At 69.8% G+C, this 25,066-nt stretch carries 24 protein-coding genes; 9 read left to right on the top strand and 15 right to left on the bottom strand.

All coding sequences use genetic code 11. From position 1 onward, the window contains the following. Window positions 1–58: 58 nt before the first annotated feature. A complete protein-coding gene (locus tag O5M90_RS14885) occupies window positions 59–2,860 on the top strand; it encodes an ATP-binding protein (RefSeq protein WP_269839360.1) in 2,802 nt (933 codons plus the stop codon). On the opposite strand, the gene O5M90_RS14880 is transcribed toward O5M90_RS14885, so the two are convergent. From O5M90_RS14880 to O5M90_RS14870, 3 genes are all read right to left on the bottom strand, one after another. Beyond that, on the bottom strand, window positions 2,848–3,591 hold the full coding sequence (locus O5M90_RS14880; protein WP_269839359.1) for a PEP-CTERM sorting domain-containing protein: 744 nt from the start codon (window positions 3,589–3,591) through the stop codon (window positions 2,848–2,850). The genes O5M90_RS14885 and O5M90_RS14880 overlap by 13 nt on opposite strands. A gap of 241 nt (window positions 3,592–3,832) precedes the next feature. After that, the gene (locus tag O5M90_RS14875; RefSeq protein WP_269839358.1) at window positions 3,833–5,767 is read right to left on the bottom strand and encodes a GNAT family N-acetyltransferase; all 1,935 of its coding nucleotides are present in this window, start codon (window positions 5,765–5,767) and stop codon (window positions 3,833–3,835) included. Between the two features lie 14 nt (window positions 5,768–5,781). Then, window positions 5,782–7,647: a patatin-like phospholipase family protein gene (locus O5M90_RS14870; protein ID WP_269839357.1), complete on the bottom strand. Its 1,866-nt coding sequence runs from the start codon at window positions 7,645–7,647 to the stop codon at window positions 5,782–5,784. A 126-nt stretch (window positions 7,648–7,773) separates the two neighbouring features. Between O5M90_RS14870 and O5M90_RS14865 the strand changes: the two genes are divergently transcribed. The 3 genes from O5M90_RS14865 to O5M90_RS14855 all read left to right on the top strand — a co-directional run bounded on the left by O5M90_RS14865 (window position 7,774) and on the right by O5M90_RS14855 (window position 9,901). After that, entirely contained in the window at window positions 7,774–8,418 is a 645-nt protein-coding gene (locus O5M90_RS14865) for an MBL fold metallo-hydrolase (RefSeq protein WP_269839356.1), read from the top strand. Between the two features lie 106 nt (window positions 8,419–8,524). Then, window positions 8,525–9,190: a helix-turn-helix transcriptional regulator gene (locus tag O5M90_RS14860; RefSeq protein ID WP_171018218.1), complete on the top strand. Its 666-nt coding sequence runs from the start codon at window positions 8,525–8,527 to the stop codon at window positions 9,188–9,190. A gap of 75 nt (window positions 9,191–9,265) precedes the next feature. Then, window positions 9,266–9,901 (top strand): Crp/Fnr family transcriptional regulator, encoded by a 636-nt coding sequence (locus tag O5M90_RS14855; RefSeq protein ID WP_137942480.1) that lies wholly within the window; start codon window positions 9,266–9,268, stop codon window positions 9,899–9,901. A 17-nt stretch (window positions 9,902–9,918) separates the two neighbouring features. Here the strand turns inward: O5M90_RS14855 and O5M90_RS14850 are convergent, their stop codons facing one another. Next, the gene (locus O5M90_RS14850) at window positions 9,919–10,884 is read right to left on the bottom strand and encodes a M48 family metallopeptidase (RefSeq protein WP_269839355.1); all 966 of its coding nucleotides are present in this window, start codon (window positions 10,882–10,884) and stop codon (window positions 9,919–9,921) included. 74 nt (window positions 10,885–10,958) lie between these two features. Between O5M90_RS14850 and O5M90_RS14845 the strand changes: the two genes are divergently transcribed. Beyond that, a complete protein-coding gene (locus tag O5M90_RS14845; protein WP_137942482.1) occupies window positions 10,959–11,465 on the top strand; it encodes a flavin reductase family protein in 507 nt (168 codons plus the stop codon). On the opposite strand, the gene O5M90_RS14840 is transcribed toward O5M90_RS14845, so the two are convergent. Further along, on the bottom strand, window positions 11,466–11,846 hold the full coding sequence (locus O5M90_RS14840) for a tautomerase family protein (protein WP_137942492.1): 381 nt from the start codon (window positions 11,844–11,846) through the stop codon (window positions 11,466–11,468). It lies immediately after the preceding gene. Window positions 11,847–11,857: 11 nt separating this feature from the next. Continuing rightward, entirely contained in the window at window positions 11,858–12,016 is a 159-nt protein-coding gene (locus O5M90_RS14835) for a hypothetical protein (RefSeq protein ID WP_269839353.1), read from the bottom strand. A gap of 112 nt (window positions 12,017–12,128) precedes the next feature. Here O5M90_RS14835 and O5M90_RS14830 point away from each other — a divergent pair, with 112 nt between their 5' ends. Further along, complete coding sequence (locus tag O5M90_RS14830) at window positions 12,129–13,052, top strand: LysR family transcriptional regulator (RefSeq protein ID WP_269839352.1); 924 nt, start codon at window positions 12,129–12,131, stop codon at window positions 13,050–13,052. 15 nt (window positions 13,053–13,067) lie between these two features. Here O5M90_RS14830 and O5M90_RS14825 read toward each other — a convergent pair whose 3' ends face one another. Further along, window positions 13,068–13,856 carry a plasmid replication/partition related protein gene (locus O5M90_RS14825; RefSeq protein ID WP_269839351.1) on the bottom strand — a complete coding sequence of 263 codons (789 nt, stop codon included), beginning with the start codon at window positions 13,854–13,856 and terminating at the stop codon, window positions 13,068–13,070. 164 nt (window positions 13,857–14,020) lie between these two features. Here O5M90_RS14825 and O5M90_RS14820 point away from each other — a divergent pair, with 164 nt between their 5' ends. Continuing rightward, the gene (locus O5M90_RS14820; protein ID WP_137942495.1) at window positions 14,021–14,449 is read left to right on the top strand and encodes a thioredoxin family protein; all 429 of its coding nucleotides are present in this window, start codon (window positions 14,021–14,023) and stop codon (window positions 14,447–14,449) included. Window positions 14,450–14,472: 23 nt separating this feature from the next. On the opposite strand, the gene O5M90_RS14815 is transcribed toward O5M90_RS14820, so the two are convergent. The 6 genes from O5M90_RS14815 to modA all read right to left on the bottom strand — a co-directional run bounded on the left by O5M90_RS14815 (window position 14,473) and on the right by modA (window position 19,205). Next, entirely contained in the window at window positions 14,473–14,934 is a 462-nt protein-coding gene (locus tag O5M90_RS14815; protein ID WP_269839350.1) for a hypothetical protein, read from the bottom strand. After that, entirely contained in the window at window positions 14,918–16,231 is a 1,314-nt protein-coding gene (locus O5M90_RS14810; RefSeq protein WP_269839349.1) for a hemolysin family protein, read from the bottom strand. Before O5M90_RS14810 ends, O5M90_RS14815 begins: the two co-directional genes overlap by 17 nt. A 90-nt stretch (window positions 16,232–16,321) precedes the next feature. Beyond that, the gene (locus tag O5M90_RS14805; protein ID WP_269839348.1) at window positions 16,322–16,669 is read right to left on the bottom strand and encodes a hypothetical protein; all 348 of its coding nucleotides are present in this window, start codon (window positions 16,667–16,669) and stop codon (window positions 16,322–16,324) included. 37 nt (window positions 16,670–16,706) lie between these two features. Continuing rightward, window positions 16,707–17,789 (bottom strand): molybdenum ABC transporter ATP-binding protein, encoded by a 1,083-nt coding sequence (modC, locus tag O5M90_RS14800; RefSeq protein ID WP_269839347.1) that lies wholly within the window; start codon window positions 17,787–17,789, stop codon window positions 16,707–16,709. Beyond that, complete coding sequence (gene modB / locus O5M90_RS14795; RefSeq protein WP_269839346.1) at window positions 17,786–18,463, bottom strand: molybdate ABC transporter permease subunit; 678 nt, start codon at window positions 18,461–18,463, stop codon at window positions 17,786–17,788. The genes modC and modB overlap by 4 nt, the downstream gene beginning before the upstream one ends. 13 nt (window positions 18,464–18,476) lie before the next feature. Further along, window positions 18,477–19,205 (bottom strand): molybdate ABC transporter substrate-binding protein, encoded by a 729-nt coding sequence (modA, locus tag O5M90_RS14790; protein WP_269840078.1) that lies wholly within the window; start codon window positions 19,203–19,205, stop codon window positions 18,477–18,479. Window positions 19,206–19,284: 79 nt separating this feature from the next. Between modA and O5M90_RS14785 the strand changes: the two genes are divergently transcribed. Both O5M90_RS14785 and O5M90_RS14780 read left to right on the top strand, forming a co-directional pair. Then, the gene (locus O5M90_RS14785) at window positions 19,285–20,025 is read left to right on the top strand and encodes a TOBE domain-containing protein (RefSeq protein WP_269839345.1); all 741 of its coding nucleotides are present in this window, start codon (window positions 19,285–19,287) and stop codon (window positions 20,023–20,025) included. A gap of 100 nt (window positions 20,026–20,125) precedes the next feature. After that, window positions 20,126–20,554 carry a hypothetical protein gene (locus tag O5M90_RS14780; protein ID WP_269839344.1) on the top strand — a complete coding sequence of 143 codons (429 nt, stop codon included), beginning with the start codon at window positions 20,126–20,128 and terminating at the stop codon, window positions 20,552–20,554. Here O5M90_RS14780 and O5M90_RS14775 read toward each other — a convergent pair. Next, a complete protein-coding gene (locus O5M90_RS14775; RefSeq protein WP_269839343.1) occupies window positions 20,533–22,806 on the bottom strand; it encodes a diguanylate cyclase domain-containing protein in 2,274 nt (757 codons plus the stop codon). The genes O5M90_RS14780 and O5M90_RS14775 overlap by 22 nt on opposite strands. A 122-nt stretch (window positions 22,807–22,928) precedes the next feature. Next, on the bottom strand, window positions 22,929–24,959 hold the full coding sequence (locus tag O5M90_RS14770) for an acetoacetate--CoA ligase (protein WP_269839342.1): 2,031 nt from the start codon (window positions 24,957–24,959) through the stop codon (window positions 22,929–22,931). Window positions 24,960–25,066: the final 107 nt, after the last annotated feature.

The following is a 25,066-nucleotide window of genomic DNA, read 5'->3' as shown; positions in this document are numbered from 1 at the left end:
GATGCCGAGAGTAAGCCCGGCATAGGCCGGTCTCCTTTCTGTGGCATCGTCCCGGCCTATGAGCGAGATCCGTGCCCTGCTGCTGACCGATGTGGTGGACAGCACCCACCTGTCCACCCTGCTGGGTGATCACGACATGGCCCAGCTGTGGGCCGCGCACGACCGCGCGGCGCGCGATCTGCTGCCGCTGCATGGCGGCCGCGAGATCGACAAGACCGACGGCATGCTGCTGCTGTTCGAGCAGGCAGGCCAGGCGCTGGCCTATGCCCGCGCCTATCACGCGGCGCTGGCCGGCCTGCACATCCCGCTGAAGGCGCGCGCCGGCCTGCATGTGGGGCCGGTGATCCTGCGCGAGAACGCTCACGACGATGTGGCGCGCGGCGCCAAGCCGCTGGAGGTCGAGGGCCTGGCCAAGCCGACCGCGGCGCGCGTGATGGCGCTGGCCCAGGGCGGCCAGACCCTGCTGAGCGCCGAGGCGCGGCAGGCGCTGGGCGAGATCGCCGCCGGCCGCGTGCAGTCGCATGGGCACTGGCTGATGAAGGGCGTGGCCGAGCCGCTGGAGCTGTTCGAGGTCGCGGTGGCGGACGGGGTGCCGTTTGCCGCGCCGCCCGATGGCGACAAGAGCTACCGCGTTGCCCGGGTCGGCGAGCGCTGGCTGCCGATCCGGCAGATCCCGAACAACCTGCCGGAGCAGCTGAACTCCTTCATCGGCCGTGAGCGCGAGCTGGGCGAGATCAAACAGCGCCTGCAGCAGACCCGCTTGCTGACCTTGCTGGGCATGGGCGGTCTGGGCAAGACGCGGCTGTCGCTGCAGGTCGCCGACGAGCTGCGCGCCGAGTTCCCCGATGGCGTCTGGTTCCTCGACCTGGCGCCGCTGCGCGATGGCGCCCTGGTGCTGGCCGAGGCGGCCCAGGTGCTGGGTGTGCGCGAGGAGCCGGGCCGGCCGCTGCTGCAGACGCTGAGCGCGCATCTGAAGACGCGCCGCGCGCTGCTCGTGATGGACAACTGCGAGCACCTGCTGCCGGCCTGCGCCAGCCTGGCCCATGCGCTGCTGAAGACCGCGCCCGATGTGCGCCTGCTGGCGTCCAGCCGCGAGGCGCTGCATGTGCCGGGCGAGCAGGCCTATCCGGTCCAGCCCCTGCCGCTGCCGGGGCGCGCTGCCGGTATCGCGGAGCTGGCGGCCTCGACGGCGGTGCGCCTGTTCGTTGCGCGGGCCCAGGCCCACAAGTTCGGCTTCGAGCTGACGCCCGATCAGGCGCCGGCGATCGCCGAGCTGGTGACGCGGCTGGAGGGCATCCCGCTGGCGCTGGAGCTGGCGGCGGCGCGCGTGCGTCTGCTGAGCGTGGCCGACATCAACAAGCGCCTGGGCGACCGCTACAAGCTGCTGACCGGCGGCGACCGCGTGCTGCAGCAGCGCCAGCAGACGCTGCGCGCGCTGGTCGACTGGTCGCACGAGCTGCTGGGCGAGCCGGAGCAGCAGCTGTTCCGCCGCCTGGGCGTGTTTGCCGGCGGCTTCGACCTCGCCGCCGCCGAGCAGGTCTGCGCGCAGGCGCCGCTGGACAGCCTGGATGTGCTGGATCTGCTGGGTTCGCTGGTCGAGAAGTCGCTGGTGCTGATGGACACGGCGCCCGACGGCGCACGCTATCGGCTGCTGGAGACGCTGCGCGAGTACGCACGCGAGAAGCTGGCGCAGGCCGGCGAGGAGGCGCTGCTTGGCGCCGCGCATTGCCAGCACTTCTTCGGCGTGGCCAAGCAGATCCGCAACGGCATGCAGGGGCCGGAGCAGGGGCGCTGGGCCGAGTGTGGCGATGTGGAGCTGGACAATCTGCGCGCGGCTTTTCAGTTCGCGATGCAGGCGACGGATGAGACGGTGTTTGTGGCGGCCAAGATGGTGATTGCGCTGCAGAACTTCTGGATTCTGCGTGGGCATGTCAGCGAAGGGCGAGAGCAGGTGCGGGCCTTGCTCGGGGTGCCGCGCGTGCAGGCGGATGACTTTTTCCATGCGCACGCGCTGTATGTCTCGGCCTGCCTTGCCTATTCGCAGAGCGATCATGACCAGGCGTTGAGTCTCCTGGCGACCAGCCTCCAATTGAGGCGAGGTCTGGACAACGATATTGACACTGCGGCAACCCTTTCCACGATGGCGGTATCGTTTCTAAATGCTGGCGATGCAGTGCAGGCGTCTATTGCAGGTCAGGAGGCGCTGGCCCTGTTAAGTCAGACCGGTCATCGCATCGGCGAGAGCATTGCCTTGCTGCAGTTGGGCCAGATTGAGGCCTTTCGCGGTGAGAAAACTCAAGCGCGGCTGCGTTTGCAGGCGGCCTTGGCTCTGGCCCGGGAGATCGAACATCCGGAGGTTGAAGCCGAGGCCGAGCTGGCGCTCGGGCAGCTCGCGCTGGAGGCCGGTGAACTGGCAGTGGCTAGGCAGGCCATCGACGCATCCCGGGCCTGCTGCGAAGCGGCCGGCGATCATCGCGGCCTGGCCAATGCGCTGCTGTGGCTGGGCCTGGTTAACCTGCACGCTGGCGATGAGCCGGTGCAGGCCCGCGATCACCTGGGCCGGGCGCTGCAGGCTCTGGACCGCCTGGAGATGCGTGCGCAGCTACTGGTCTGCCTGGAGGCGCATGCGCAACTGGCGCTGGCCGGTGGCAGCCCGGACCGCGCGGTCAGGCTGGCGGCCGGCGTCAGCGGGCTGCGCGAGCTGGCCGGGGTGGCCCGCTCACCCAGGGGCGAGGTGCGCTGGCAGGATTTTCTCCAGCGCCTGCGTGAGGCACTGCCCGAGGATGCCTATGCCTCGGCTTGGCAGCAGGCCTGGGGTGCCGATACGCCCCAGGTGCTGCGCCTCGCTCAGGACGCCTGACGCCGGCGCGCCGCCAGCAAAGCCAGGGCGAGGACGGCGAGCGTCAGGCTGCCGGGCTCGGGCACTTGATTGTTGGTGGCATCGGTGCGCGCCAGGACGATCTCGCCGTTCTCGCGCGTGATGCGGTAGCCCACATCGCGGCCGCTGGCATCGACGCCGAGCTTGCTCTGGCCCAGGTCATCGCTGTGGAAGACCTTGATCTCTATGTCCTCGGTGCTGGCGAAGCCCAGCAGATTGACACAGGGGGCACCGCAGCTCTCGCCGACGGCAATCGTGGGCATGTAGTAGTTGCCAATGCTCATCAGATCGAAATACTTGCCCGGCGCGACGGCGCCGCCGACGAAGTCGTTGAAATAGCCGGTGCCGACGGTGTTCAGGCCGATGACGAAGCCATCCAGCACCCACAGGAAGTTGCTGCTCAAGGCCAGATTGACGGTCTCGAGATTGGCTGGGTTGGCGGTTTCGTAGATATTGAAGTCGAAGTTCACCGCCACCGGGCCGCCGCAACTCGCCACCGCGTTCACCAGCACCAGCCCCGCGGCATTGCTGGTGCAGCTATCGGCGACGTTGAAGCTGAAGGCGCCGCTGTAGGACACGCCGGGCAGCACGGCGCCGAAGGCGGGATCGACATTACCGGTGATCAACGCAGCGTGCGCGGCGCCAAGCGCGCCCAGCCCCAGGCCCATTGCCAAGGCGACGCGTGCCAAGCCTTGGCGGATTTTGCTTTTCATGGTTTTCTCCCTGTTGGCATGCGATGCAAGCGGCCTGATGCCGGTTGATCCGATGCGTGTGCCGAAATGGCAGCACGTCGGGCTGCTGTGCGTGGGGATACATGCACGCAAGAGCAATGCCTGACCCCACGAGTACGCGCCGGAGGCCGGCGCGGCAGGGGTTTTGCTGCAAGAGGGTCAAGTCTTGCGTGACTGCGATGTCAACAAATCCGACATCGGGATTTCCCGCGGCCGACCGCGTTCAGAACAGCGCCGTCACCCTGACCGTGCCATCCATCTGCTCGCTCCTGACCTGGCTGGCGCCCTGCCTGGCCAGGCGGATCATGTGCTCGTTGCTCGGCAGGATCTCGGCGACGAAGCCCAGCACACCGGCGGCCCGGGCATGGGCGGCCAGATGGTGCTGCAGCTGGGCGCCCAGGCCCGTGCCCTGCCAGTCGGGGTGGACGATGAAGGCGGTCTCGGCCAGGTTGGTGCTGGGGTCCAGCACATACAGCGCATGGGCGACGACCTGCGGGTCCTCGCGGGGGCCGGTGACGGCCACCAGGGCCACCTCGGTCTCCCAGTTCACATTGCACAGGCGCTGCACATCGGCGATCGACAGGCCGCGGATCCGGCGGAAGAAGCGGGTGTAGACATCGCGCTCGGGCATGCGGTGGAACAGCGCGCGCACCGCGTCGCCGTCGGCCGCGCCGGCCGGGCGCAGCAAGACCTGGCGCCGGTCCTTCAGCGTGACCTGGGCCTCCTCCTCGACCGCATAGGCGCGCAGATTGCGCAGCTGCTGCTCGGCCGGCAGATAGCCCAGGGCCTTGGCCTGCTCCAGCAGCGCGGCGCGGTGCTCGGGGTGGGCGATCTGTATCAGCGCCACGGCGCGCTCGCGGATGCTCTTGCCGAACAGATAGGCGATGCCGTACTCGGTGATCACGTAATGCACATCGCTGCGCGCGATCGCGACGCCTTCGCCTGCCTGCAGCATGCCGCGAATCCGGGACGTTTTACCTTCCTCATCGGTCGAGGCCAGGCAGATGATGGCCTTGCCGCCGACCGAGCGTGAGGCGCCCTGCAGGAACTCGGCCTGGGCGGCCAGGCCGCCGTAGAAATCGCCGCCGAACTGGTCGGCGCAGACCTGGCCCGTCAGGTCCACCGCGAAGGCCTGGGTCACCGACACCATCTTGTGCTGCCGGGCGATGGTCCAGGCGTCGCAGACCGCCTCGATCGGCTGGAAGCTGAACAGCGGGTTGCGGTCGATCAGCTCGTACAGGCGCTGAGATCCCATCGCGAAGCTGCAGACGATCTTGCCGACCTGATGGCTCTTCTTCTTGCCGGTCAGGATGCCGCGCTCCAGCAGCGGGATGATGGCGTCGGTGATGACGTCGGAGTGGATGCCCAGGTCCTGGCGATCGCTGAGGTACTTCAGGGCCTCGTTGCTGAAGCGGCCCAGGCCGATCTGCAGGGTCGAGCCGTCGTCGATGATGCTGCCGATATAGCGGGCGATGCTCTCGACCACGGCGCCCGGCTGGGCCGGATGCCGGTACTCGATCACCGGTGTGTCGACCGGCACCAGATGGTCGATCTCGCCGATGTGCAGCATCGAGTCGCCCAGCGTGCGCGGCATCTGCGGATTGAGCTCGGCGATCACCAGGCGGGCGCGCGCCACAGCGGCCGGGATCACATCGACCGACAGGCCCAGGCTGACATAGCCGAACTCGTCGGGCAGCGAGACCTGGATCAGCGCCACATCGACCGGGATGCGGCCGATCGCCATCAGCTGGGGCACGCGGGCCAGCGAGATCGGCACATAGTCGGCCAGGCCCTGGCGTACCGCGGCGCGCATGTCCTGGCCGACGAAGAAGCTGCGGTGCCGAAAGCGCGTCTGCGGCTGGCCGGCCGCATCGTGGGCGAGCGCATGGTCGGTCAGGAAGTGCAGCAGCTCGACATCGGCGGGCGTCGGCCGGTGCGCCTCCAGCGCCGCGACCAGACTGCGCGGTGTCGCGCAGGCCGTGCCGACGAAGACATGCTCGCCGGCGCGAATCTGGGCCACCGCCTCGGCGGCGCTGCAGATCTTGTCGGCGCAGGCCTGCAGGCGCGGATCCAGCGCGGCGGGCGCGTCGGCGTTGGCCGGGCGGCGCTGGCTCCAGCGGGTGATCAGACCTTGCAGCAGAGCGCGCGCGTGGTTCATGGCAATCCTCGGGCTCAGTCGTTGGCGGCCGGCACGGCAGCGGTCCCGTCGAGCACCTCGCAGGCATGGGCATAGCCCTGCGCGACGATGTGCTCGAAGCGTTTCCATTGCAGCATGCCGACCCGGTCCAGCGGCGGGTTCATATAGACATCGGTCAGCTTGCGGGCCTGGCGTTGGCGCGAGACACTGTAGAGCACGGTGACGTTCATCAGAAAGGCCGCCAGCGAGGGCAGGCGGTAGCGGCGCTGGGCGCGCGGGCGCAGCCGGTCGCGCAGCAGCGCCCAGGTGCCCGGCACGTCATCGTGGGTGATGCGGCGCGGCTTGCGGAAGCTCAGGTCCACGCCGATCACGCGGCCGACGCCGCGCATGCCGCGCATCACGTCGACGGGAAAGTTGTTGAAGGTGCCGCCGTCGCACATCAGATCGCCGTCGATGATCATCGGCGGCAGCGCGCCGGGGATGGCGATGCTGGCCAGGATGGCATTGCGCATCGGACCGCGGCGCACGATGTGCTCGCTGGCCTTCGAGTAGTTGGTGGCGACGCAGAAATAGGTCTTCCAGACATCCTCGACCCGGAGCTCATCCTGGCCCGTCAGCTCGCGCAGCGCGGTATCGACCAGGCCGCTCAGGCGCCGGCCCTTGATCAGCGAGAGCAGGGGGATCAGATTGAAGTCGCTGGTGGGCTTGGCCGAGAAGACCTTGCGCGCGTTGGCCAGCACCGCCTCGAAACCCCGGTCGGTGGCCACATAGCCGGCCATCACCGAGCCGATGCTGGTGCCGCCCACCACATCGATCTCGATGCCGCGCTCCTGCAGCGCCCGGTAGACGCCGAGGTGGGCAATGCCGCGCGCGCCGCCGCCGGCCAGCACCAGGCCTACCGCGGTGCGGCTGATCAGGCGCGCGAGCCGGGCCATATCGCGCGTCAGCGCGGGGCGGATGTGCAGATGATCGGTCAGCGGCCGGCGCTCCAGCCAGGCGGCCGTGCCAGCGGGCGAGCGCCGCTCGGCCGGGTGCAGCAGCACCAGGATCTCGGCCGCGTCGGTGCGCGGTGGGCGCCGCACCAGGCATTCCGCCTCGATCGGGTGGATCAGCGGCGGCGCATCGGCGTCGGCCAGCAGATAGAGCTCGTCGCAATGGCGGCTGCAGCGATAGGTCCAGGAGGTCGGCGTGGCGTCGCCGAGCAGCAGCACGAAGTCATTCTCGGCCTCGATCTCGTCGAGCCGCACCGCGATGCTGCGGTCGGCTTCGGCATCGCCCTGCTCGCGGTGGGTGAGGCCGGGCAGGCCCAGGTCGGCGTCCAGAAGGTCGGCATCGACCACGGCCACCCGCCCGATGCTGCGCAACTGCTCGGCCAGCGCGCTCGCAAACGTGCCGAGATCGACACCGGCGCTGATAGGCAGCAGGCCGATGGTCACCGGCCGGTCCATCGAGGAGCGAGCGCCCTCGGTCTGCAGCCGCTTGATGATCTGCCGGGTCAGCGCGATCGAGACCTGGCCGCTGAGCGCCAGCAACTGCCTGAACTCGGCCTTGCCCAGGCGCACCAGCACGGTGTCGCGGATCGCCACCAGGGTGGCCGAGCGCGGCTCGTCGGTGTAGAGGCTCATCTCGCCGACCATCTGGCCGCGGCTGATCTCGCGCACCATGCGCTGGCGGCCGTCCTCGTCGCTGATATAGGTGCGCAGCCGGCCGCTGACGGTCAGGTACATCGCGTCGCCGGGTTCGCCCTGGCTCATCAGGGTCTGACCGCCGGCCAGCTCCACCCATTGCAGATGCTGCAGCAGCAAGGCCATCGCATCCGGCTCGATGTCGCCGAGAAAGCTGCGCAGATGGCGCATCAGCAGGTCGTCGAGGTACTGCGCGCGAACAAAGGCCTTGTTCATGGTGCCTAACGATTTTTCTATTGTTGATGCGGCTCGTGCGATGCAATGTAACCGAGGGTTGGCGGCCTTGCCGCCGCAGTTCTGCAGAATGGCGGCTTTGCACTTCGGTTCGAGCCCGCGCCTCCCATGAGCCTGCAATACCTGACCCTGCCCGTGACCGCCTTCCAGCAGAACTGCTCCCTCGTCTGGTGCGATGCCAGCCGCGAGGCGGCGGTCATCGATCCCGGCGGCGAGCTGCCGCGCCTGCTGGCGGCGGTGCGCGAGCATGACCTGACCCTGAAGGCGATCTGGCTGACCCATGCCCATATCGACCATGCCGGCGGCACCGGCGAGCTGGCGCGCAGCCAGGGCCTGCCCATCATCGGGCCGCACCCGGGCGACCAGTTCTGGATCGATGGCCTGCCGCAGCAAAGCCAGATGTTCGGCTTCCCGCCGGCCGAGTCCTTCACCCCGACGCGCTGGCTGGCCGATGGCGACACGGTCAGCATCGGCCACGAAACCCTGCAGGTGCGGCATTGCCCGGGCCACACGCCGGGCCATGTGGTGTTTCACTCGGTGGCGGCCAAGCGCTGCTTTGTCGGCGATGTGCTGTTCGCCGGCAGCATCGGTCGCACCGACTTCCCCGGCGGCGACCACGCCACGCTGATCGCCTCGATCACCGGGCGGCTCTGGCCGATGGGCGACGACACCGTCTTCATTCCCGGCCATGGCCCGGAGAGCAGCTTCGGCCGCGAGCGCCGCAGCAACCCTTATGTTAGGGATGACAGGTGAATACTTCACAAACGCGGGCGCCAAGATTCACCGCCGCCGCACAAGACCTGGCCCTAAGCTTCTGATCACGCTGTCATCACTCGGTAGCGCTTCAGGGAGCTCAGCAATGAATGCAATCGACTTGGCCACCGTTTCCGCTGTTTCCACCGTTTCGCGCAGCACGGCCGTTCCCGAGCGCCGCCGCGCCGCCTCGCTGAGCAGCCACTGGCTCGGCCTGGTGCTGGAGGAGCTGGACTACGGCGTGCTGCTGCTGAACCAGCGCGGCGAGCTGCTGCACAGCAACCGCGCGGCCCGCCTGGCGATGGATGCGCGGCATCCGCTGCAGCTGCTGGGCGGCCAGCTGCGGGCGCGCTGCGCCAAGGATGTCAAACCGCTGTTCGAGGCCCTGGCCCATGCCGAGCGTGAGGGCCGGCGCTGCCTGCTGCGCCTGGGCGAGGGGGCCGAGCAGGCCAATGTGGTGGTGGTGCCGCTGAACCGCGATGTCGAGCAGGCGGCGGTGCTGCTGGTGCTGGAGCGGCGCGAGCTCTGCGGCGCGCTGGCGGCACAGTGGTTCGCGCTGCGTTACGGCCTGACCCCGGCCGAGACCGAGGTGCTGAAGGCGCTCAGCGACGGCGCCGAGCCCAGCAGCGTGGCCCAGGCCCAGGGCGTGGCGATCTCTACCGTGCGCACCCAGATCCAGAGCATCCGGGCCAAGTCCGGTGCGCCCAGCATCCGCGAGCTCTTGCGCCAGCTGGCGGTGCTGCCGCCGCTGATGTCGGCGCTGTACAACTGAGACTGACGCCCCGGGCCTACATCCCGTAACATCTGGCGCAGGAGGCGTGGCTTGGTGCCACGCACGCCGCGCCGCATGGATAGCAGCACCGTTCTCGCGCAGATCTTCGAGCCAGCGCTGGCCGATCTGCCGCCCGCGCTGGCGGCACTCGCCGCGCGCGGCGTGGTGCGCAGCTACCGTCGCGGCACCGTGCTGATCGAGGAAGGTACGCAGGGGGACAGCCTCTACCTGGTGCTGTCGGGCCGCTTGCGGGCCTATGGCTGCGATGCCCGCGGCCGCGAGATCACCTACAGCGTCTACGGCGTCGGCGACTATGTCGGCGAGATGAGCCTGGACGGCGGGCCGCGCGCGGCCAGCGTCATCACCGAGGAAACCAGCCGCTGCGTGCTGCTGACGCGTGAGAGCATCCTGGCCCATATCGCCGCGCATCCCGAGTTCGCGCTGGAACTGCTGAGCAAGGTGATACGCCTGGCCCGCGCCGCGACGCTGTCGGCCAAGCAGATGGCGCTGCACGATGTCTATGGCCGGCTCAAGGCCCTGCTGGAGAGCGGGCCCCAGGAGCGGCTGACCCACCAGGCGATGGCGCAGCGCCTGGGCTGCTCGCGCGAGATGGTCTCCAAGCTGATGAAGGATCTGGAGCTGGGCGGCTATCTGGTGCGCAGCTCGGCCGGGCGCTACGAGCTGCGCAAGGCGCTGCCGGCGCGCTGGTGAGGCGCCGGCCGCGCGCTTCAGGAGCGCTTGCGCAGCGGCGGTGCCACCTCGAACTGCTTGGCCGGCTTCTCGGCCCGCGCATACAGACCCTCGACCTTGGGAATATTGGCCTCGATATCGCGAATGCGGGTCGGCCCGGCCGGGTGGGTGGACAGCCATTGCGGCGGCGCGCCTTCGCTGGCCTTGCCCATCTTCTGCCACAGGCTGACGCCGGCCTCGGGCCGGTAGCCGGCCCGTGCACCGAGTTCCAGGCCCACCAGATCGGCCTCGGTTTCGTCCTCGCGGCTGAACTTCAGGGTCAGCAGCTGGCCACCCATATTCAGCAAGGTGTCGCCGACATTGCCCAGGCCCAGCAGGCTGGACAGCAGGCCGGCGCCGACCCGGGTGGCCGTGGTCTTGGCCATGCGCTCGCGCGCATGCTCGCGCAGCGCGTGGGCGATCTCATGGCCCATGATGGCCGCGACCTCGTCGTCATCGAGCTTGAGCTTTTCGAGGATGCCGTAATAGAACGCGATCTTGCCGCCCGGCATGCAGAAGGCGTTGAGCTGCTCGCTGCCGAGCAGATTGACCTCCCAGCGCCACTGCCGCGCGCGCGGGTTCCAGCCATAGGACTGCGGCACGATGCGCTCGGCGATCGCGCGCAGGCGCAGCAGCTGCGGATGGTTGGCCGGCGCCAGCACGCCCTTTTGCTTGGCCTCGGCCATCATCTGCTGGTACTGCTGGGCGCCGGCGTTCTCGACCTGCTCGGCCGGCACCAGGCTGGTCAGCTTGCTCTGCTTGCCGACATTGACGCCCTCCTGGGCCCAGGCGGGCAGGCCGGCCAGCGTGGCGCCGCCGGCCAGCAGGCCGGTGAACAGCCGGCGCTGCGGCAGGGCCGGCGCAGCATCCCCGCAGGTGCGGCAGTCGCAGCGGCCGAAGCCATAGCGCGGCGCGCTGGGCAGATGAGGATTCTCAAGAACCTGGAAGTGGGTGTGTTCAGCCATGGGGGCTATTTTGGGACAGATTCCGATTTGTCCAGCGCCGAGCCCGGTGATGCCCGCTGAAGGACAATCGCACGATGTCCAGCACCCCCCCCTCCGCTGCCGGTTTCGACAGCCAGCAATTCCGTTCGGCCCTGGGCATGTTCGCCACCGGCGTCACCATCGTCACCGCGCGCGCCGATGACGGCAGCCTGGTGGGGCTGACCGCCAACTCCTTCAACTCGGTGTCGCTGGCGCCGCCGCTGGTGCTGTGGAGTCTGGCGATGAAGGCCGGCTCGATGCCGGTGTTCAGCCGCGGCTCGCATTACGCGATCAACATCCTGGCGGCCGACCAGAAGGCCCTGGCCCAGCGCTTCGCGACCCGCGACATCGACCGCTTTGCCGGCGTTCCCTGGCGCGAGGGCGCCGGCGGTGCGCCGGTGCTGGAGGGCGTCGCGGCGGTGTTCGAATGCGCCAACCGCAGCCAGTACCAGGAGGGCGACCATGTGATCTTCGTCGGCGAGGTCGAGAGCTGCCACTGGGCCCCGAACGCCCAGCCGCTGATCTTCCACGGCGGGCGCTACTACACCGAGCTGCCGATCTAGCTAAACATGCAGCAGCCGGCCGCCGCCGAATGACCAGTTCTCCCAGCTGGTCTCGACAAAGCCGACCATCACCTGCTCGGTGTCGATGCCGGCCTCGGCCAGATCGGCCATCAGCTGCTGCAGCAGTTTTTTCTTGACCTTGACGCTGCGCCCGACCGACCAGAGGATCTCGATCAGCACGAAATCGGCGCCGCGATCGGCCTGCAGATCGGGATAGCGCGGATCGATGCGCAGGTTCTCGGCCGGCAGCTCCAGCACGCGCTGAAAGCGGTCGGTGGCCGGCACGCCGGAGGCGACCAGGGCGGCATGGACCGCGTCGAGCACGGTGTTCTTGAAGCTCGCCGGCTTGGGCTGGCGGACGGTGACGGTGACCAGGGGCATGGCGTGAGCTCTCAGTAGTAGCGGGACAGGGGAAGGCGCGCCCAGCGCGCCTCGGCCTTCTCGGCCCAGGCCAGGAACCAGCGGTCCAGCAGCGGGCGAGCCGGGCCCGCTGGCGACGGTGACTGGGTCGGGGGCGTGGTGCGTGGCCGCAGCGGCAAGATCTTGCTCATCGGGTCCTCCTGGGGCGATCCCGCGCGGTTTGCGCGGGCTGGTCTGGATGCTATGTTTGCGCCATTGCACGAACAATGGCTGAACGTGCAGACTGAACTTGCAAATTTGCACATGACAACCCCATCGACCGAACATCCCGCCGAATCGCTGAACTGGGACGATCTGCGCTATGCGCTGGCGATTGCCGAGGCCGGCTCGCTGGCCGGCGCGGCCCGCGCCCTGGGCGTGCAGCACACGACGGTGCTGCGCCGCCTCGATGCGCTGGAGCAGCGCCTCGGCGCCCGCCTGTTCGAGCGCCACCGCCAGGGCTACCGCCCCACCGAGGCCGGCGAGCTGATGGCGGCCCAGGCGCGCGAGATGGCGCCCGGCGTGGCCGAGCTGCAGCGCCGCATCCTGGGCCGTGACACCGCGTTGCAGGGCCAGCTGCGTCTGACGACCGCCTTTGTCGCGATGCTCTACCTGCTGCCCGGGCCCTTGGCCGCCTTTGCCCGCGCCCACCCGGGCATTGCGGTCGAGATCAGCGAGAGCTCGGCCCTGGTCGATCTGTCGCGCCGTGATGCCGATGTCGCGCTGCGCATGAGTGCCCAGGTGCCTGAGCATCTGGTCGGGCGCCGGCTCGGCGAGATGCGCATGCGCATCTATGCGGCGCGCGGCGCACCCGATCTGCCGCAGGCCGAGACGCCGGTGGCGCGGCTGTGCCAGGACTATCCCTGGATTGGCTACGAGCGCGACCGCAGCTCGCGTTTCTATGACCGCTGGCTGCGCCGCCATGTGGCGGACGAGCGCATTGTGATGCGGGCCGACCTGATGCAGTCGGCCGCCGCGATGGCCCGCACCGGCCTGGGCCTGGCCCTGCTGCCGACGCTGGCCGAGGCCCATGAGCCTCAGCTGCTGCCGGTCTCCGCGGTGCTGCCCGACATGAGCATCCCGGTCTGGCTGCTGACCCATCCGGACCTGCGCGACACCGCCCGGGTGCGCGCCTTCATGCAGCAGCTGGGCGGCGATCTGGCCGAGCGGCTGGCGGCCGCGCCCTGAAGGCGGCGGCTCTCTTTACTGCAGCGCGGCCAGCTGCTGGCGCAGCGCGGCGTTCTCGGCTTCCAGCTCGGCAACCCGGGCCTGCAGGCGTTCCAGCTCGCTGGCCGGCGCCGCTTCGGCCGTCACGGTCTCTTCTTCCGGCGCGGGCTTGGCTTTGCTGGGTTTGCTGGCCTCGCGCACCCGCTTCGCGGCCTGCTTCAGCTCATCCTTGCCGCCGGCAGCGGCGGCCACCTGCTCCTCCACCGGCAGGCTGGCCACCGCGGCGGCCGCATTGATCGAGATCTCGCCGGCCTTGACGGCGGCCACCAGCTCGGGGGCGGCCTGCTTCTGGATCTTCTCGATCTGCACCACCTGGCTGCTGCTGATGCGGGCCGCCCGGGCGATGGCCTCGCGGCTGTTCAGCGCCTCGACCGGCGGCAGCTCGGGGGTCTGGCTGTCGGCGGGGGCCGGCACCGGCTCGCTGGCCAGGATCTGGGCGCGGCGCTGCGCCACCAGTTCCTTCTTGCGCAGCGCCAGCACGCCGCGCTGGAAGTCCGACACGCTGCGCCGACCCAGATGCTGGTCGATCATCCACAGATGCACGTCCTCGATGGACTTGAAGCGTGAATTCTGCACGGTCTGGAAGGGCAGGCCGTGCTTCTGGCAGATGCCGTAGCGGTTGTGGCCGTCCACCAGCACCTCGCCCCACAGCACCAGCGCGTCGCGGCAGCCCTCGGCCAGGATGCTGCGCTCCAGCGCCGCGTGTTCCTCGGGAGTCAGCGGGTCGATATAGGCGCGCAGGTCTTCGTTGACGGTGATGTTCATGGGCTGGTGTCGTTTCGCTGGGGGGCGGATTTTAGAGGCTGAGCGCGAAGCAGGCTGTTACGCCTTGGGTCTTCTTGAAACCCCTGGCGCGGCCGCCGACCTTCAAAATTCGGCCATGCCGCCGTTCGAGCGGGCGCTCCCCCAGTTTTCCGAGGTCCTCCACCATGCTGATCACCTGCTCCCATTGCCTGAGCAAGAACCGCGTTTACGAAGCGGGTGCCCGGTACAACCCGGCCTGTGACCACTGCACCCGGCCGCTGCTGGACGGTGGCTCGGTAGAGCTTGGCGAGGCGAACTTCGACGCGGTGGTCAGCGGCACCGATCTGCCCATCGTGCTGGAGCTGACCGCCACCTGGTGCGTGCCCAGCCGCATGATGGCGCCGCAGCTGGCGCTGGCGGCGCGCCAGATGAAGGGCCAGCTGGTGTTCGCCCGGCTCGACACCGACAAGCACCCGCGCCTGGCCCAGCGCCTGGGCCTGCGCGGCCTGCCGGCGCTGCTGCTGCTGCGCGACGGCCAGGAGCGTCAGCGCATCAACGGCGCGCTGCAGGCGCCGCAGATCATCGAGTGGCTGGAGCGGGACTGGGTGGTGTAAGCACCCGTCCTTGCGTTTGCCGTTCAGCCTGCGGGCGCCGAGGTCCCAACCCCACAGTCTCGTATCAGCAGCTGCAGCAACAGATCCGCCTGCACTGCATCCGTCCAGGCCTCGCTCTCCAGCAGTGTGCCCAGGCGCGGCGCATCGGCGGCGGCGCTGGCCAGCAGATGCACGTCGAAGGTCTGGTCCGGCTCGTCGAAAGCGACGTCCACATCCATGCCGCGCCGCAGCTCGAAGACCTGCTTGAGCTGACGGCTGTTCCCGCGCTTGTGGCCCACCTCCAGCCGGCAGCCGTGCATCAGCTCGAAGCGCCAGCGCCTCTCGGGGTGGGCGTCGGCGCCGATCTCGTTGAGAGCCAGCAGGCGCTGCTCATTGCCCATGTCGAAAGGGCTGATCAGCGGCGCGTCCTCGCCGGGGTAACCCTCGGAACAGCCGAGCAGCAGCACGGACAGCGCGATGCAGCAGGGCTTAAACAAACCTGTCACCGTCGTGCTCCCCGGGCCGTGCCGCGCGGCTGGCCAGCACCTTGTCTATGGTCTTGCCGTCCATGTCGACGATCTCGAAGCGCCAGCCCTCCCAGTCCACCGTGTCGGCCACCTTGGGCAGGCGACCGGTCAGCAGCATCATCATGCCGCTGAGCGTGTGATAGCGGCCGCGCTCCTCCTCGGGCACCGCGTCCAGCTCCAGCCGGTCCTTCAGCTCGGGCACCGGGATGTGGCCGTCGAGCAGCCAGGAGCCGTCGTCGCGTTTCACGGCCCAGGCATCGGCCGGATCGCCCGGCTGGAACTCGCCGGTGATGGCCTCGACCAGGTCCTGCAGCGTCAGCAGGCCTTGCACCTCGCCGTACTCGTCGATCACAAACGCCATGTGCACATCGGAGCTGCGGAAGTTGTCCAGCAGCTCCATGCCGGTCAAGGTCTCCGGCACATACAGAGGCTGCTGCAGATGCTCGTCGAGCTTGGGCGCACCGCCGCGCATCAGCTGCGACAAGAGCTGGCGGGCGTTGACCACGCCGACGATGTCGTTCAGGCCCTCGCGCACCACCGGGAAACGGGCATGGTCGGAGGCCTCGATGCGGGCCAGGTTCTCCTCCAAAGGCAGATTCAGATCCAGGCAGACCACATCGCCACGCGGCACCATCAGCGAGCCGATCTGGCGGTCGTCGAGACGGAACACATTGCGCACCATGGTGTGCTCGTGCGATTCGATCACGCCGGCGCTGGTGCCTTCGGCCAGCACCGCATGGATCTCTTCCTCGGTCACATTGAAGCTGCTGCTGGCCTTGACGCCCAGCAGGCGCAGCAAGGCATTGGTCGAGCCCGACAGCAGGCGCACAAAGGGCTTGGTCGCGATCGCCAGTGCCGAGATCGGCGTGGCCACCAGCCGGGCCACCGCCTCCGGGTTCGACTGGCCAAGCCGCTTGGGCACCAGTTCGCCCAGCACGATGGAGAAGTAGGTGATCAGCACCACCACCAGCACGGTGGCGCCGGGCCGGGCGACCTCGGCCGCCAGGCCCAGGGTCTGCAGCCACAGCGCCAGCGGGCCGGCCAGCGCGGCCTCGCCGACGATGCCGTTGAGCACGCCGATCGAGGTGATGCCGATCTGGATGGTGGACAGGAAACGGGTTGGATCCTCGCCCAGCTTGACGGCTGCGGCTGCGGACTTGTCGCCCTCGTCGATCAGCTTTTGCATGCGCGCCTTGCGCGCGGTGACCAGGGCGATCTCGGACATGGCGAACAGGCCATTGATCAGGATCAGAACAAACAGTAAGGCGATTTCCATGGGAGCGGGTGGACCGTGTCGACGTCGGATAAGTGCGCCCGCCGGCGGCGAGCCGGGGCGCAGAAAGCCCGGCCAGCGGGCAAGGCGCGTTCAGGCGCGCAGCGCGTCGGCCTTCGGCGGCCGCAGCGGCGTCTCCGCTCGGCTGGTCGGCGGCCGCGAATCGGCGGCGCTCAGCACCGCCGTGGGCGCCGGGGCCGGGGCGGTCAGCAGGCTGGCGGGGGGCGGGATTTCGGAGACGTCATCCGAGGTGTCGCCCAGCTCGAAGGCCAGGTCGGCGACATTGCCGCTGAAGCTGTCGCCCAGGGCCTCGGGGTTCTGATGGCCCTCGACCCGCAGCTGCCCGGCATTCGCATCATCGGGAGCGACGATGCCGACGGCGGCAAGGCCGTAGATCGGGATCAGCAGGGCAATGAGGAGGGCGCGAAGCCAGCGGGGCATGGGCGCGATTGTATCGATCCCGCCTGGGCGATCACCGCTACTGCACCAGCGCCACCGACTTGACCAGGGCCCAGACCGGCAGGCCGGGCCGCAGCTGCAGCTCGTCGGCGGCCTTGCTGGTGATGCGGGCCAGCAGCACCGCCGGCCCGCAGCGCAGTCGCAGCAGCAGCTGCGAAGGGTGGGCATGCTCGGCCATGCTCTCGATCACGCAGGGCAGCTGGTTCTGGATGCTGCTGTGGCGCGGCTGTTCGGTGGCGATGCTGACATCGCGCGCCAGCACGCGCAGCCGCAGCGGCTGACCCGGGGCCAGGCCGCTGTCCTTGAGCCAGAGGCTGCCGCCCTCGAAGGCGACGCGGCACAGATGCCAGCGCGGGTCGCGCTCGGCCAGCGTGCCGTTCAGCAGCGCGCCCGCCTCATCGCCCAGGCGCAGCGGGTTGTCGATCGCGGCCAGCAGCTCGGCCACCGGGCCGGCGGCGCGGACCTGGCCCTGGTCCAGCAGCACCAGATGGTCGGCCAGCCGGGCCAGCTCGTCGACCGCGTGGGTGACGTAGAGCATGGGGATGTTGAGCTCGTCACGCAGCCGCTCCAGCCAGGGCAGGATCTCCTGCTTGCGGGCGAGGTCCAGCGCCGCCAGCGGTTCGTCCAGCAGCAGCAGGCGCGGGCCGGTGGCCAGCGCGCGGGCGATTGCGACGCGCTGGCGCTCGCCGCCCGAGAGCTGCGCGCTCGAGCGCTTCAGCAGGCCGCCGATGCCCAGCAGCGCGATGGCCTGCCGCAGCGCCTGCGCGCCCCGCGCCCCGCCGGCGCGTTTCAGGCCGTAGTGCAGATTGCCCTGCACATCGAGATGCTCGAACAGGCTGGCCTCCTGGAACACATAGCCCAGCGGACGTCGCCAGGTGGGCAGGCACAGCCCGGCCGCATCGTCCTGCCAGCACTCGCCGCCGATCTGCACCCGGCCGCTGGCGCCGGGTTCCAGCCCGGCGACGCTGCGCAGCAGGCTGGTCTTGCCGCAGCCGGAGGGGCCGAACAGCGCAGTGATGCCGCGCGCCGGCAGCTCGATGTCCACGGCCAGTTCGAAGGCCGCGCGTGGCAGGCGCAGGCGGATCTGGTGGGCCTGGTTCATGGCAGCGCGCGACGATTCTTCATCAGCGCCAGGATCAGCAGCACGGCGAAGGAGAACAGCAGCATGCCGCCGGCCAGCCAATGGGCCTGGGCATATTCCAGCGCCTCGACATGGCCGTAGATCAGGGTCGAGACGACACGGGTCTGGCCCGGGATATTGCCGCCCATCATCAGCACCACGCCGAACTCGCCGACCGTGTGCGCGAAGCTCAGGATGGCCGCCGTGGCCAGACCCGGCCGGGCCAGCGGCAGCGCCACCGTGAAGAAGGCATCGAGCGGCCGGGCGCGCAGTGTGGCGGCCACCTCCATCGCACGCGGCCCGATGGCTTCGAAGGCATGCTGGATGGGCTGCACCGCAAAAGGCAGCGAAAAAAGGATGGAGCCGATCAGCAGGCCGCTGAAAGTGAAGGGCAGCGTGCCCCAGCCCAGTGCCAGCGTCAGCTGGCCCAGCGGGCCGCTCGGCCCCATCAGCACCAGCAGGTAGAAGCCCAGCACGGTCGGCGGCAGCACCAGGGGCAGGGTCACCAGCGCGGCGACCGGGGCGCGCCAGCGCGAGCGCGTCTGGGCCAGCCACCAGGCCAGCGGCGTGGCCAGCAGCAGCAAGAGCAGGGTGGTCAGGCCGGCCAGCTTCAGCGTCAGCGCGATCGCCTGCCAGGCGGCGGGGTCCAGTGGCATCAGCGAGTCCTCTTCACAGCTCGTAGCCGTGGGCGCGGATGATGGCGCGGGCCTTGTCGCCGCGCAGGTATTGCAGCAGCGCCGCGGCGGCCGGATTGCCGAGCCCGGCCTTCAGCAGCAGCGCGTCCTGGCGGATAGGCTCGTGCAGGTGGGCCGGCACGATCCAGGCCGAGCCGTGGGCGATACGCCCGTCCACCTGCACCTGGCTCAGCGCGACAAAACCCAGCGCCGCGTTCTCGGTGGCGATGAACTGATAGGTCTGGGCAATGCTCTCGCCCTGCACGAACTTCGGCGTCAGCGCCTCCAGCAGGCCCAGCTTGCCCAGGGCCTGGATAGCGGCGGCACCATAGGGTGCCACCTTGGGGTCGGCCAGCGCGATGCGCTCGAAGGCGCCGGCCTTTCTGAGCACCGCGCCCTGGGCGTCCACCAGGCCGGGCTGTTTGCTCCACAGCACCAGCCGGCCGGTCGCATAGCTGAAGCGGCTCTCGGCCAGCCCCAGGCCCTCGGCCACCAGCCGCTCCGGCGTCGTATCGTCGGCGGCCAGCAGCAGCTGGAAGGGCGCGCCGTTCCTGATCTGGGCGTAGAACTTGCCGGTCGAGCCGAAGGCCAGCCTGACCTGGTGGCCACTGTCCTGCTCGAAGGCCTGGGCGATCTTCTGCATGGCCGCGCTGAAGTTGGCGGCCACGGCCACCTGCACCTCGGCCGCATGAACCCTGCCGAGCAGCACGATGAGCAGCAGCATGACGGAAAAACGCAGCACGGCAACCTCGCTATTCCAAACAAGAATAGCGCCAGTATAGGCCGCTGGTTAGGATGGGCGCATGAACAACGCCCACTCCGATCTGAGCGAGGTGCTGCGCCACGAGGCCGGCGACAAGCGCATCGCCATCCTGCGCCGCGTCGGCGCGGTCGGTTCGATCTCGCAGGCGGCCCGCGAGGCCGGCGTCAGCTACAAGGCGGCCTGGCAGGCCATCGAAACCCTGAGCAATCTGGCCGGCATGCCCCTGGTCGAGAAGCTGGTCGGCGGCGCCGGTGGCGGCGGTGCGCGGCTGACCGCCGAGGGCGAGCGGGTGCTGGCGGCCGAGGCGGCGCTGAGCCGCGCGCGCGCCGAGGTGCTGGCCCGGCTGGCCCCGGGCGGCACGGTGGCGAGCACCGGCGTGCGCACCAGCATGCGCAACCAGTTCCCCTGCACGGTCGCGGCGCTGCGTGCGCAGCAGGGGCTGCTGCGGGTGGAGCTGGCCCTGCCCCAAGGCGGGCGCCTGTTCTCGCGCATCACGCGCGAGAGCGCCGAGCTGCTGGGCCTGGCGCGCGGTCTGCCGGTGCTGGCGCTGTGCAAGGCCACCGCGGTGCAGGTGGCGGCGCAGCTCGAGGCCGGCCCGGCGCGCAATCTGCTGCCGGGCACGGTGCTGCGCCGTGCGCGCACGGCCGGCGAGGTCGTGCTGCAGCTGGCCGGCGGCATCAGCCTGGTCGGCTTCGCGGCGGCCGGCCACGGGCTGGCGCCGGGCCGGGCCGCGCTGGCGGCGGTCGAGGAGTCGGGTGTCGTGATCGCGCTGCCGGGCTGAAGCGGGCGGGGCGTCCTATGACCCCGCAGGTCATCGACAGCGTCCGGGCGGTCCCGCACAGTAGCGCCAGTCCCTGTGCAATGACCTACCGGAGAAAGCCATGAGAACCGTTCAATCCTCCCCGATCCTCAAGCTTGCGCTGCTGGCCGATGCCGTCGTCAGCGGCAGCATCGCGGCCGCGCAGCTGCTGTTCGCGGCGCCCATGGCCGGGCTGCTGGGTCTGCCCAAGCCGCTGCTGCTGGAGAGCGGCCTCTTCCTGGTCTTCTATGTGGCGCTGCTGCTGCTGATGGCCTCGCGCGGCCGGCTCTGGTCGGCCCTGGTCGGCGTCGTGGTGGTGGGCAATATCGGCTGGGCGCTGGCCTGCATCGCGCTGGCGCTGAGCGGGGCTGTTGAGCCGACCGGCTGGGGCCTGGCCTATCTGGCCCTGCATGCGTTCGGTGTGCTGGGCTTCGCGGCGCTGGAGTGGATCGGCCTGCGCCGCTCGGCCGACGCGGCCGAGTTCCGCGCTCAGACGCCGGCGACGCGGTAGGTGTTGCGCCCGGCCTTCTTGGCCTGATAGAGCGCCTCGTCGGCACGGGCCAGCAGCTCGGCCGGCGTGATGGCCCCGCCCTGGTGCTGGGCCAGGCCTATGCTGGTGGAGACCTGCAGCTGCTGGCCCTGCAGCTCGAAGCGCGGGCCCATGGCCGCGACGATCTTGGCGGCGACCGCAGCCGGCTCGGCCTCGCCGCCCAGGCCCTCCAGGATGATGACGAACTCGTCGCCGGCCAGCCGCGCCACCGTGTCGGTGCTGCGCACGCTGCGCTGCAGGCGCCGCGCGAACTCCTGCAGCACCGCATCGCCCATCGCGTGGCCCAGGCTGTCGTTGATGGACTTGAACCGGTCGATGTCCAGGAACAGCAAGGCCAGCGCGCTGCCGCTGCGCTGGGCGCGGCGCAGCGCCTGGCCCAGCAGTTCGTCGAAGTGATGCCGGTTCGGCAGGCCGGTCAGGCTGTCGTGCCGGGCCAGCAGCTGCAGCTCGCGCTGCACCGATTTGAGCGCCGAGACATCCTGGCTCAGCGTGTAGAGGCCTTGCACGACGCCGGAGGCGGCGATGTCCGGCAGGTACTCGTTCTTCAGCGAGCGGCTCACGCCCAGCGTCTCCGATTGCAGCTCGAAGCTGACCGCCTCGCCGGCCAGCGCGCGGTGCAGCCAGGGCGCGCGCTGCGCATACAGCGTCTCGCCGATCACCTCGCGCAGCGGCCGCCCCAGCGCTGTGCCGGGTTCGATGCCCAGCCAGTCCTTGAAGGTGGCGTTGACGAAGAGCAGGCGCTCCTGCGCGTCGAGATAGCCGATCAGCACCGGCAGGTGGTCGGTGATGTCGTGCAGGCGCTTCTCGGCCGCCCTCAAGGCCTCCTGCGTGTCCAGCATGGCCTGCTCGCGGCGGCGCTCGGCCGTCACATCGCGGCTGGTGATGGCCACGCCGTCGCCGACCGGCACCACCTGGTGCTGCAGCACCAGGCCGGCGGCCGGCGGCGTCTCGATGACGAACTCGGCGCGCAGCGGCTGGCCGCTCTCCAGCACCCGGGCATACATCTCGAAAAAGCGCGGGTCGCGGGCGGTCTTGAACACCTCGGCGCGGGTATGCCAGAGGATCTGCTCCTTGGGCCGGCGCAGCAGCTCGGCGCCGCGGTCATTGCAGTGGGTGAAGCGGAAGTCGAGCAGGCGGCCATCGGCCGCTCGCTCGGCGCGCAGGATCCAGAAGGCGTCCAGGCTGGCGTTCGAGGCCGCCTCGAACTGGGCCCGTGCCCGCTCGCGCGAGGCCTGGCTGCGCCGCAGCGTGATGGCCGCGAAGCTCAGGCCGCCGAAGGCCAGCATCAGGGTCAGGCTGGCTATGCCGGTGGCGCGCAGCGCGGCGGCGCGGCGTGCCTGGTAGGGCGCCAGCGCCTCGGGCAGGCTCAGACCGGTGAACACCACCATCTGGTAGTCCTCCAGCGTCTGGTAGGCCATGCGGCGGTGCACGCCGTCGAGCCGGCTGGTGGCCAGATAGCTGCCTTGCGGCCAGCGCGCCAGCTGATGGATCAGCGTGCGGGTGCCGGACACCTCGCCGAACCAGACCCGCTCGCCCGAGCGCCGCGCCCGCAGCACCCAGTCCAGGCCCAGCAGGCCGACGACGCCCTGGTCGCCGAACTGGCTGGCACGGTAGAAGTCGGTGAAGTAGTAGGGGTCCATCACGACGCCGACGACGCCGGCAAAGCCGCCGTCCGCATGCTGCAGCCGCCGTGTCAGATGCAGGCGCCACGAGGGATCGCCGGCGATCTGCTCGGGCCTGCCGATATGCAGGCCGCGCCGCTGGCCCTCGCGATGCACCAGGAAGTGCGGCTTGCCGGCGATCTCGCCCGGCTCGGCCGGCCGCGAGCTGCTCAGCAGCCGGCCCTGGGCGTCGGCGATATAGAGCGACCTGACGCCCGGCAGATCGTCCAGGCCCAGCCTCAGCAGCCGGGCCAGGCCGGCTTCGGCGGCGGCGCGCTCGCTGCTGCGGCCCAGGCCGTGCTCCAGATCGCTGGCGACAAAGGCGGTGATCTGGTCGATCTGCTGCAGGCTGCGCCGCGTGTGTTCCGAGAAGGCCTGGTTCAGGCCGTTGCCGCGCTGCTCGATCTCGCGTTCGACCAGCGCGCGCTCGCCGTCCAACGTCTGCAGCACCATCCACCAGAGTGCGCCGATGATGGCCAGGCCCAGGGCCGGCAAGGCCCAGATCAGCAGATCAAGCTTGCTGACGGGCCGGGCCGGGGATGGCAAGCGCATGGGCGCTCCTGCTGCTGGCGTTGCATCCCTGGCGATGAAGGCTTGTCGAAACAGTGCGACAGCCTGGTGTTGTGCGATCAGCATACGCCGGCGCCCGGGCGCCGGGAAGCTCGGGCAACAGCCTAGATGGGGGGTAGCGAGGACCGGCGCCGCGCGGCGAAGTCGCAGAACCAGTCGACGCAGTCGGCATTGGCCATCGCATCGCGCTTGAACACCGTCTCGGGCGCCGCGCCCAGCAGCAGCTTCTTGACCGGCAGCTCCATCTTCTTGCCCGACAGCGTGCGCGGGATCGCCGCCACCTGCAGGATCTCGCTGGGCAGATGGCGGGCCGACAGCGCAGTCCTGATGGCCTCGCGCAAGCGCCGCGTCAAGGCCTCGTCGAGGGTCAGGCCCTCGCGCAGCACCAGGAACAGCGGCATATAGCTGTCGCGCCCCAGGTATTCGAGGTCCACCACCAGGCTGTCCAGCACCTCCGGGAACTGCTCCACCGCGCGGTAGAGCTCGGCCGTGCCCATGCGGATGCCGTGGCGGTTGATGGTCGCGTCGGAACGGCCATAGATGATGGCGCCGCCCTCGGGCGTGATGCGCAGCCAGTCGCCGTGGCGCCAGATGCCCTCGCCGTTCGGGCCGCGGTACATCTCGAAATAGCTCTCCAGATAGCGCTTGCCATCCGGGTCGCCCCAGAAGCGCAGGGGCATCGACGGGATCGGTCGGGTGCAGACCAGCTCGCCGACCGCATCGCTCAAGGCCTGGCCCCGGCCCATCGCGTCCGGCTCGCCGAAGGCATAGACCGCCGCGCCCAGGCAGCGGCACTGCATCTGGCCGCGCCGCAGCGGCAGCGTTGGCAGGCCGGCCAGGAAGGCGCCGGCGAAGTCGGTGCCGCCGCTGATGCAGGCGATCCAGATCGGCCGCCCGCCGACCTCGGGCAGGCGTTGCCAGATCCAGTCATAGCTCTCGTCGGCCAGCGGGCTGCCGGTGGCGCCGACAGCGCGCAGCGCCGCCAGATCGCCGACCTGCTGCGGCCGCACATCGGCCTTCAGGCAGCTGGCATAGAAGGCCGCGCCGGCGCCGAACCAGCTGACCCGGGCCAGCGCCGCGAAGCGCCACAGCGTGCCCCAGTCCGGCCGCTCCCGCGGGCCGCCGGGGCTGCCGTCGAACAGGCAGATGGTCGTGCCGCCCAGCAGCGCATTGACCTGGCAGTTCCACATGATCCAGCCGGTCGAGCTGTACCAGTGGAAGCGGTCCTCGGGCCTCAGATCGTTGTGCAACACCCCGCCCTTCAGTGCCTCCAGCACGATGCCGCCATGGCCGTGCACGATGGGCTTGGGCAGGCCGGTGGTGCCGCTGGAGTAGACGATCCACAGCGGGTGGTCAAAGGGCAGCGGCTCGGGCGCCACCGGGGCCAGGTCCTCGCGCGCCAGCAGCGCGTTGAAGTCCAGCGCGCCCAGCGCCGCCGCGTCGGCCTGCGGGTCCAGCCAGGGCAGCAGCACCAGATGCCGCAGGCTGGGCAGCTGGTCGCGCAGCTCGCCCAGCAGCGGCCGGCGGTCGACCGCCTGGCCGCCGTAGGTGTAGCCGTCCACCGCGATCAGCACCCTCGGCTCGATCTGGCGGAAGCGGTCCAGCACCGCCATCGCGCCCATGTCCGGCGAGCAGACCGACCAGACCGCGCCGAGGCTGGCTGTGGCCAGGAAGGCGATGGCGGTCTGCGGGATATTGGGCATATAGGCGACCACCCGGTCACCGCGCTGCACACCCAGCGCGCGCAGCGCCGCCGCGAAGGCGCCGACCTGGCCGCGCAGCTCGGGCCAGCCGAGCTCGGCCAGTTCGCCGCGCGCCAGCATGGCCTCGGTGCTCCAGACGATGGCCGGCCGCTTGGTGCCGGTCTCGGCATGGCGCAGGGCCTGGTCCGCCAGGTTCAGCGTCGCCCCTTCGAACCAGCGTGCACCGGGCATGCGGTCGTCGACCAGGGCGCGTTCGAACGGCGTCGCCGAGCGCAGCTCGAAGAACTCCCACAGGCTCAGCCAGAAGGCATCGAGCTCGGTGATGGACCATTGCCACAGGTCCTCGTAGCGCTCGAAGCTCAGGCCGCGCGTCTCGCGCAGAAAGCGCTGGTAGCGGCGGATCTGGGGTTCGGGGCTGTCGGGCAGGTGCATGGGCCGATGATGCCGCGTTGTTTGCGTCACCGCTGTCGTGCAGGTGCCAAGCACTGCACGCCGGCGCCTGGTCGTCATGACTTCGTCATATCACCGCCACAAAGCCC

Origin of the sequence: Paucibacter sp. M5-1 (assembly GCF_027498415.2) — a bacterium.
Taxonomy (GTDB): domain Bacteria; phylum Pseudomonadota; class Gammaproteobacteria; order Burkholderiales; family Burkholderiaceae_C; genus Roseateles_E.
This window is presented reverse-complemented; position numbering and strand designations above follow the sequence as displayed.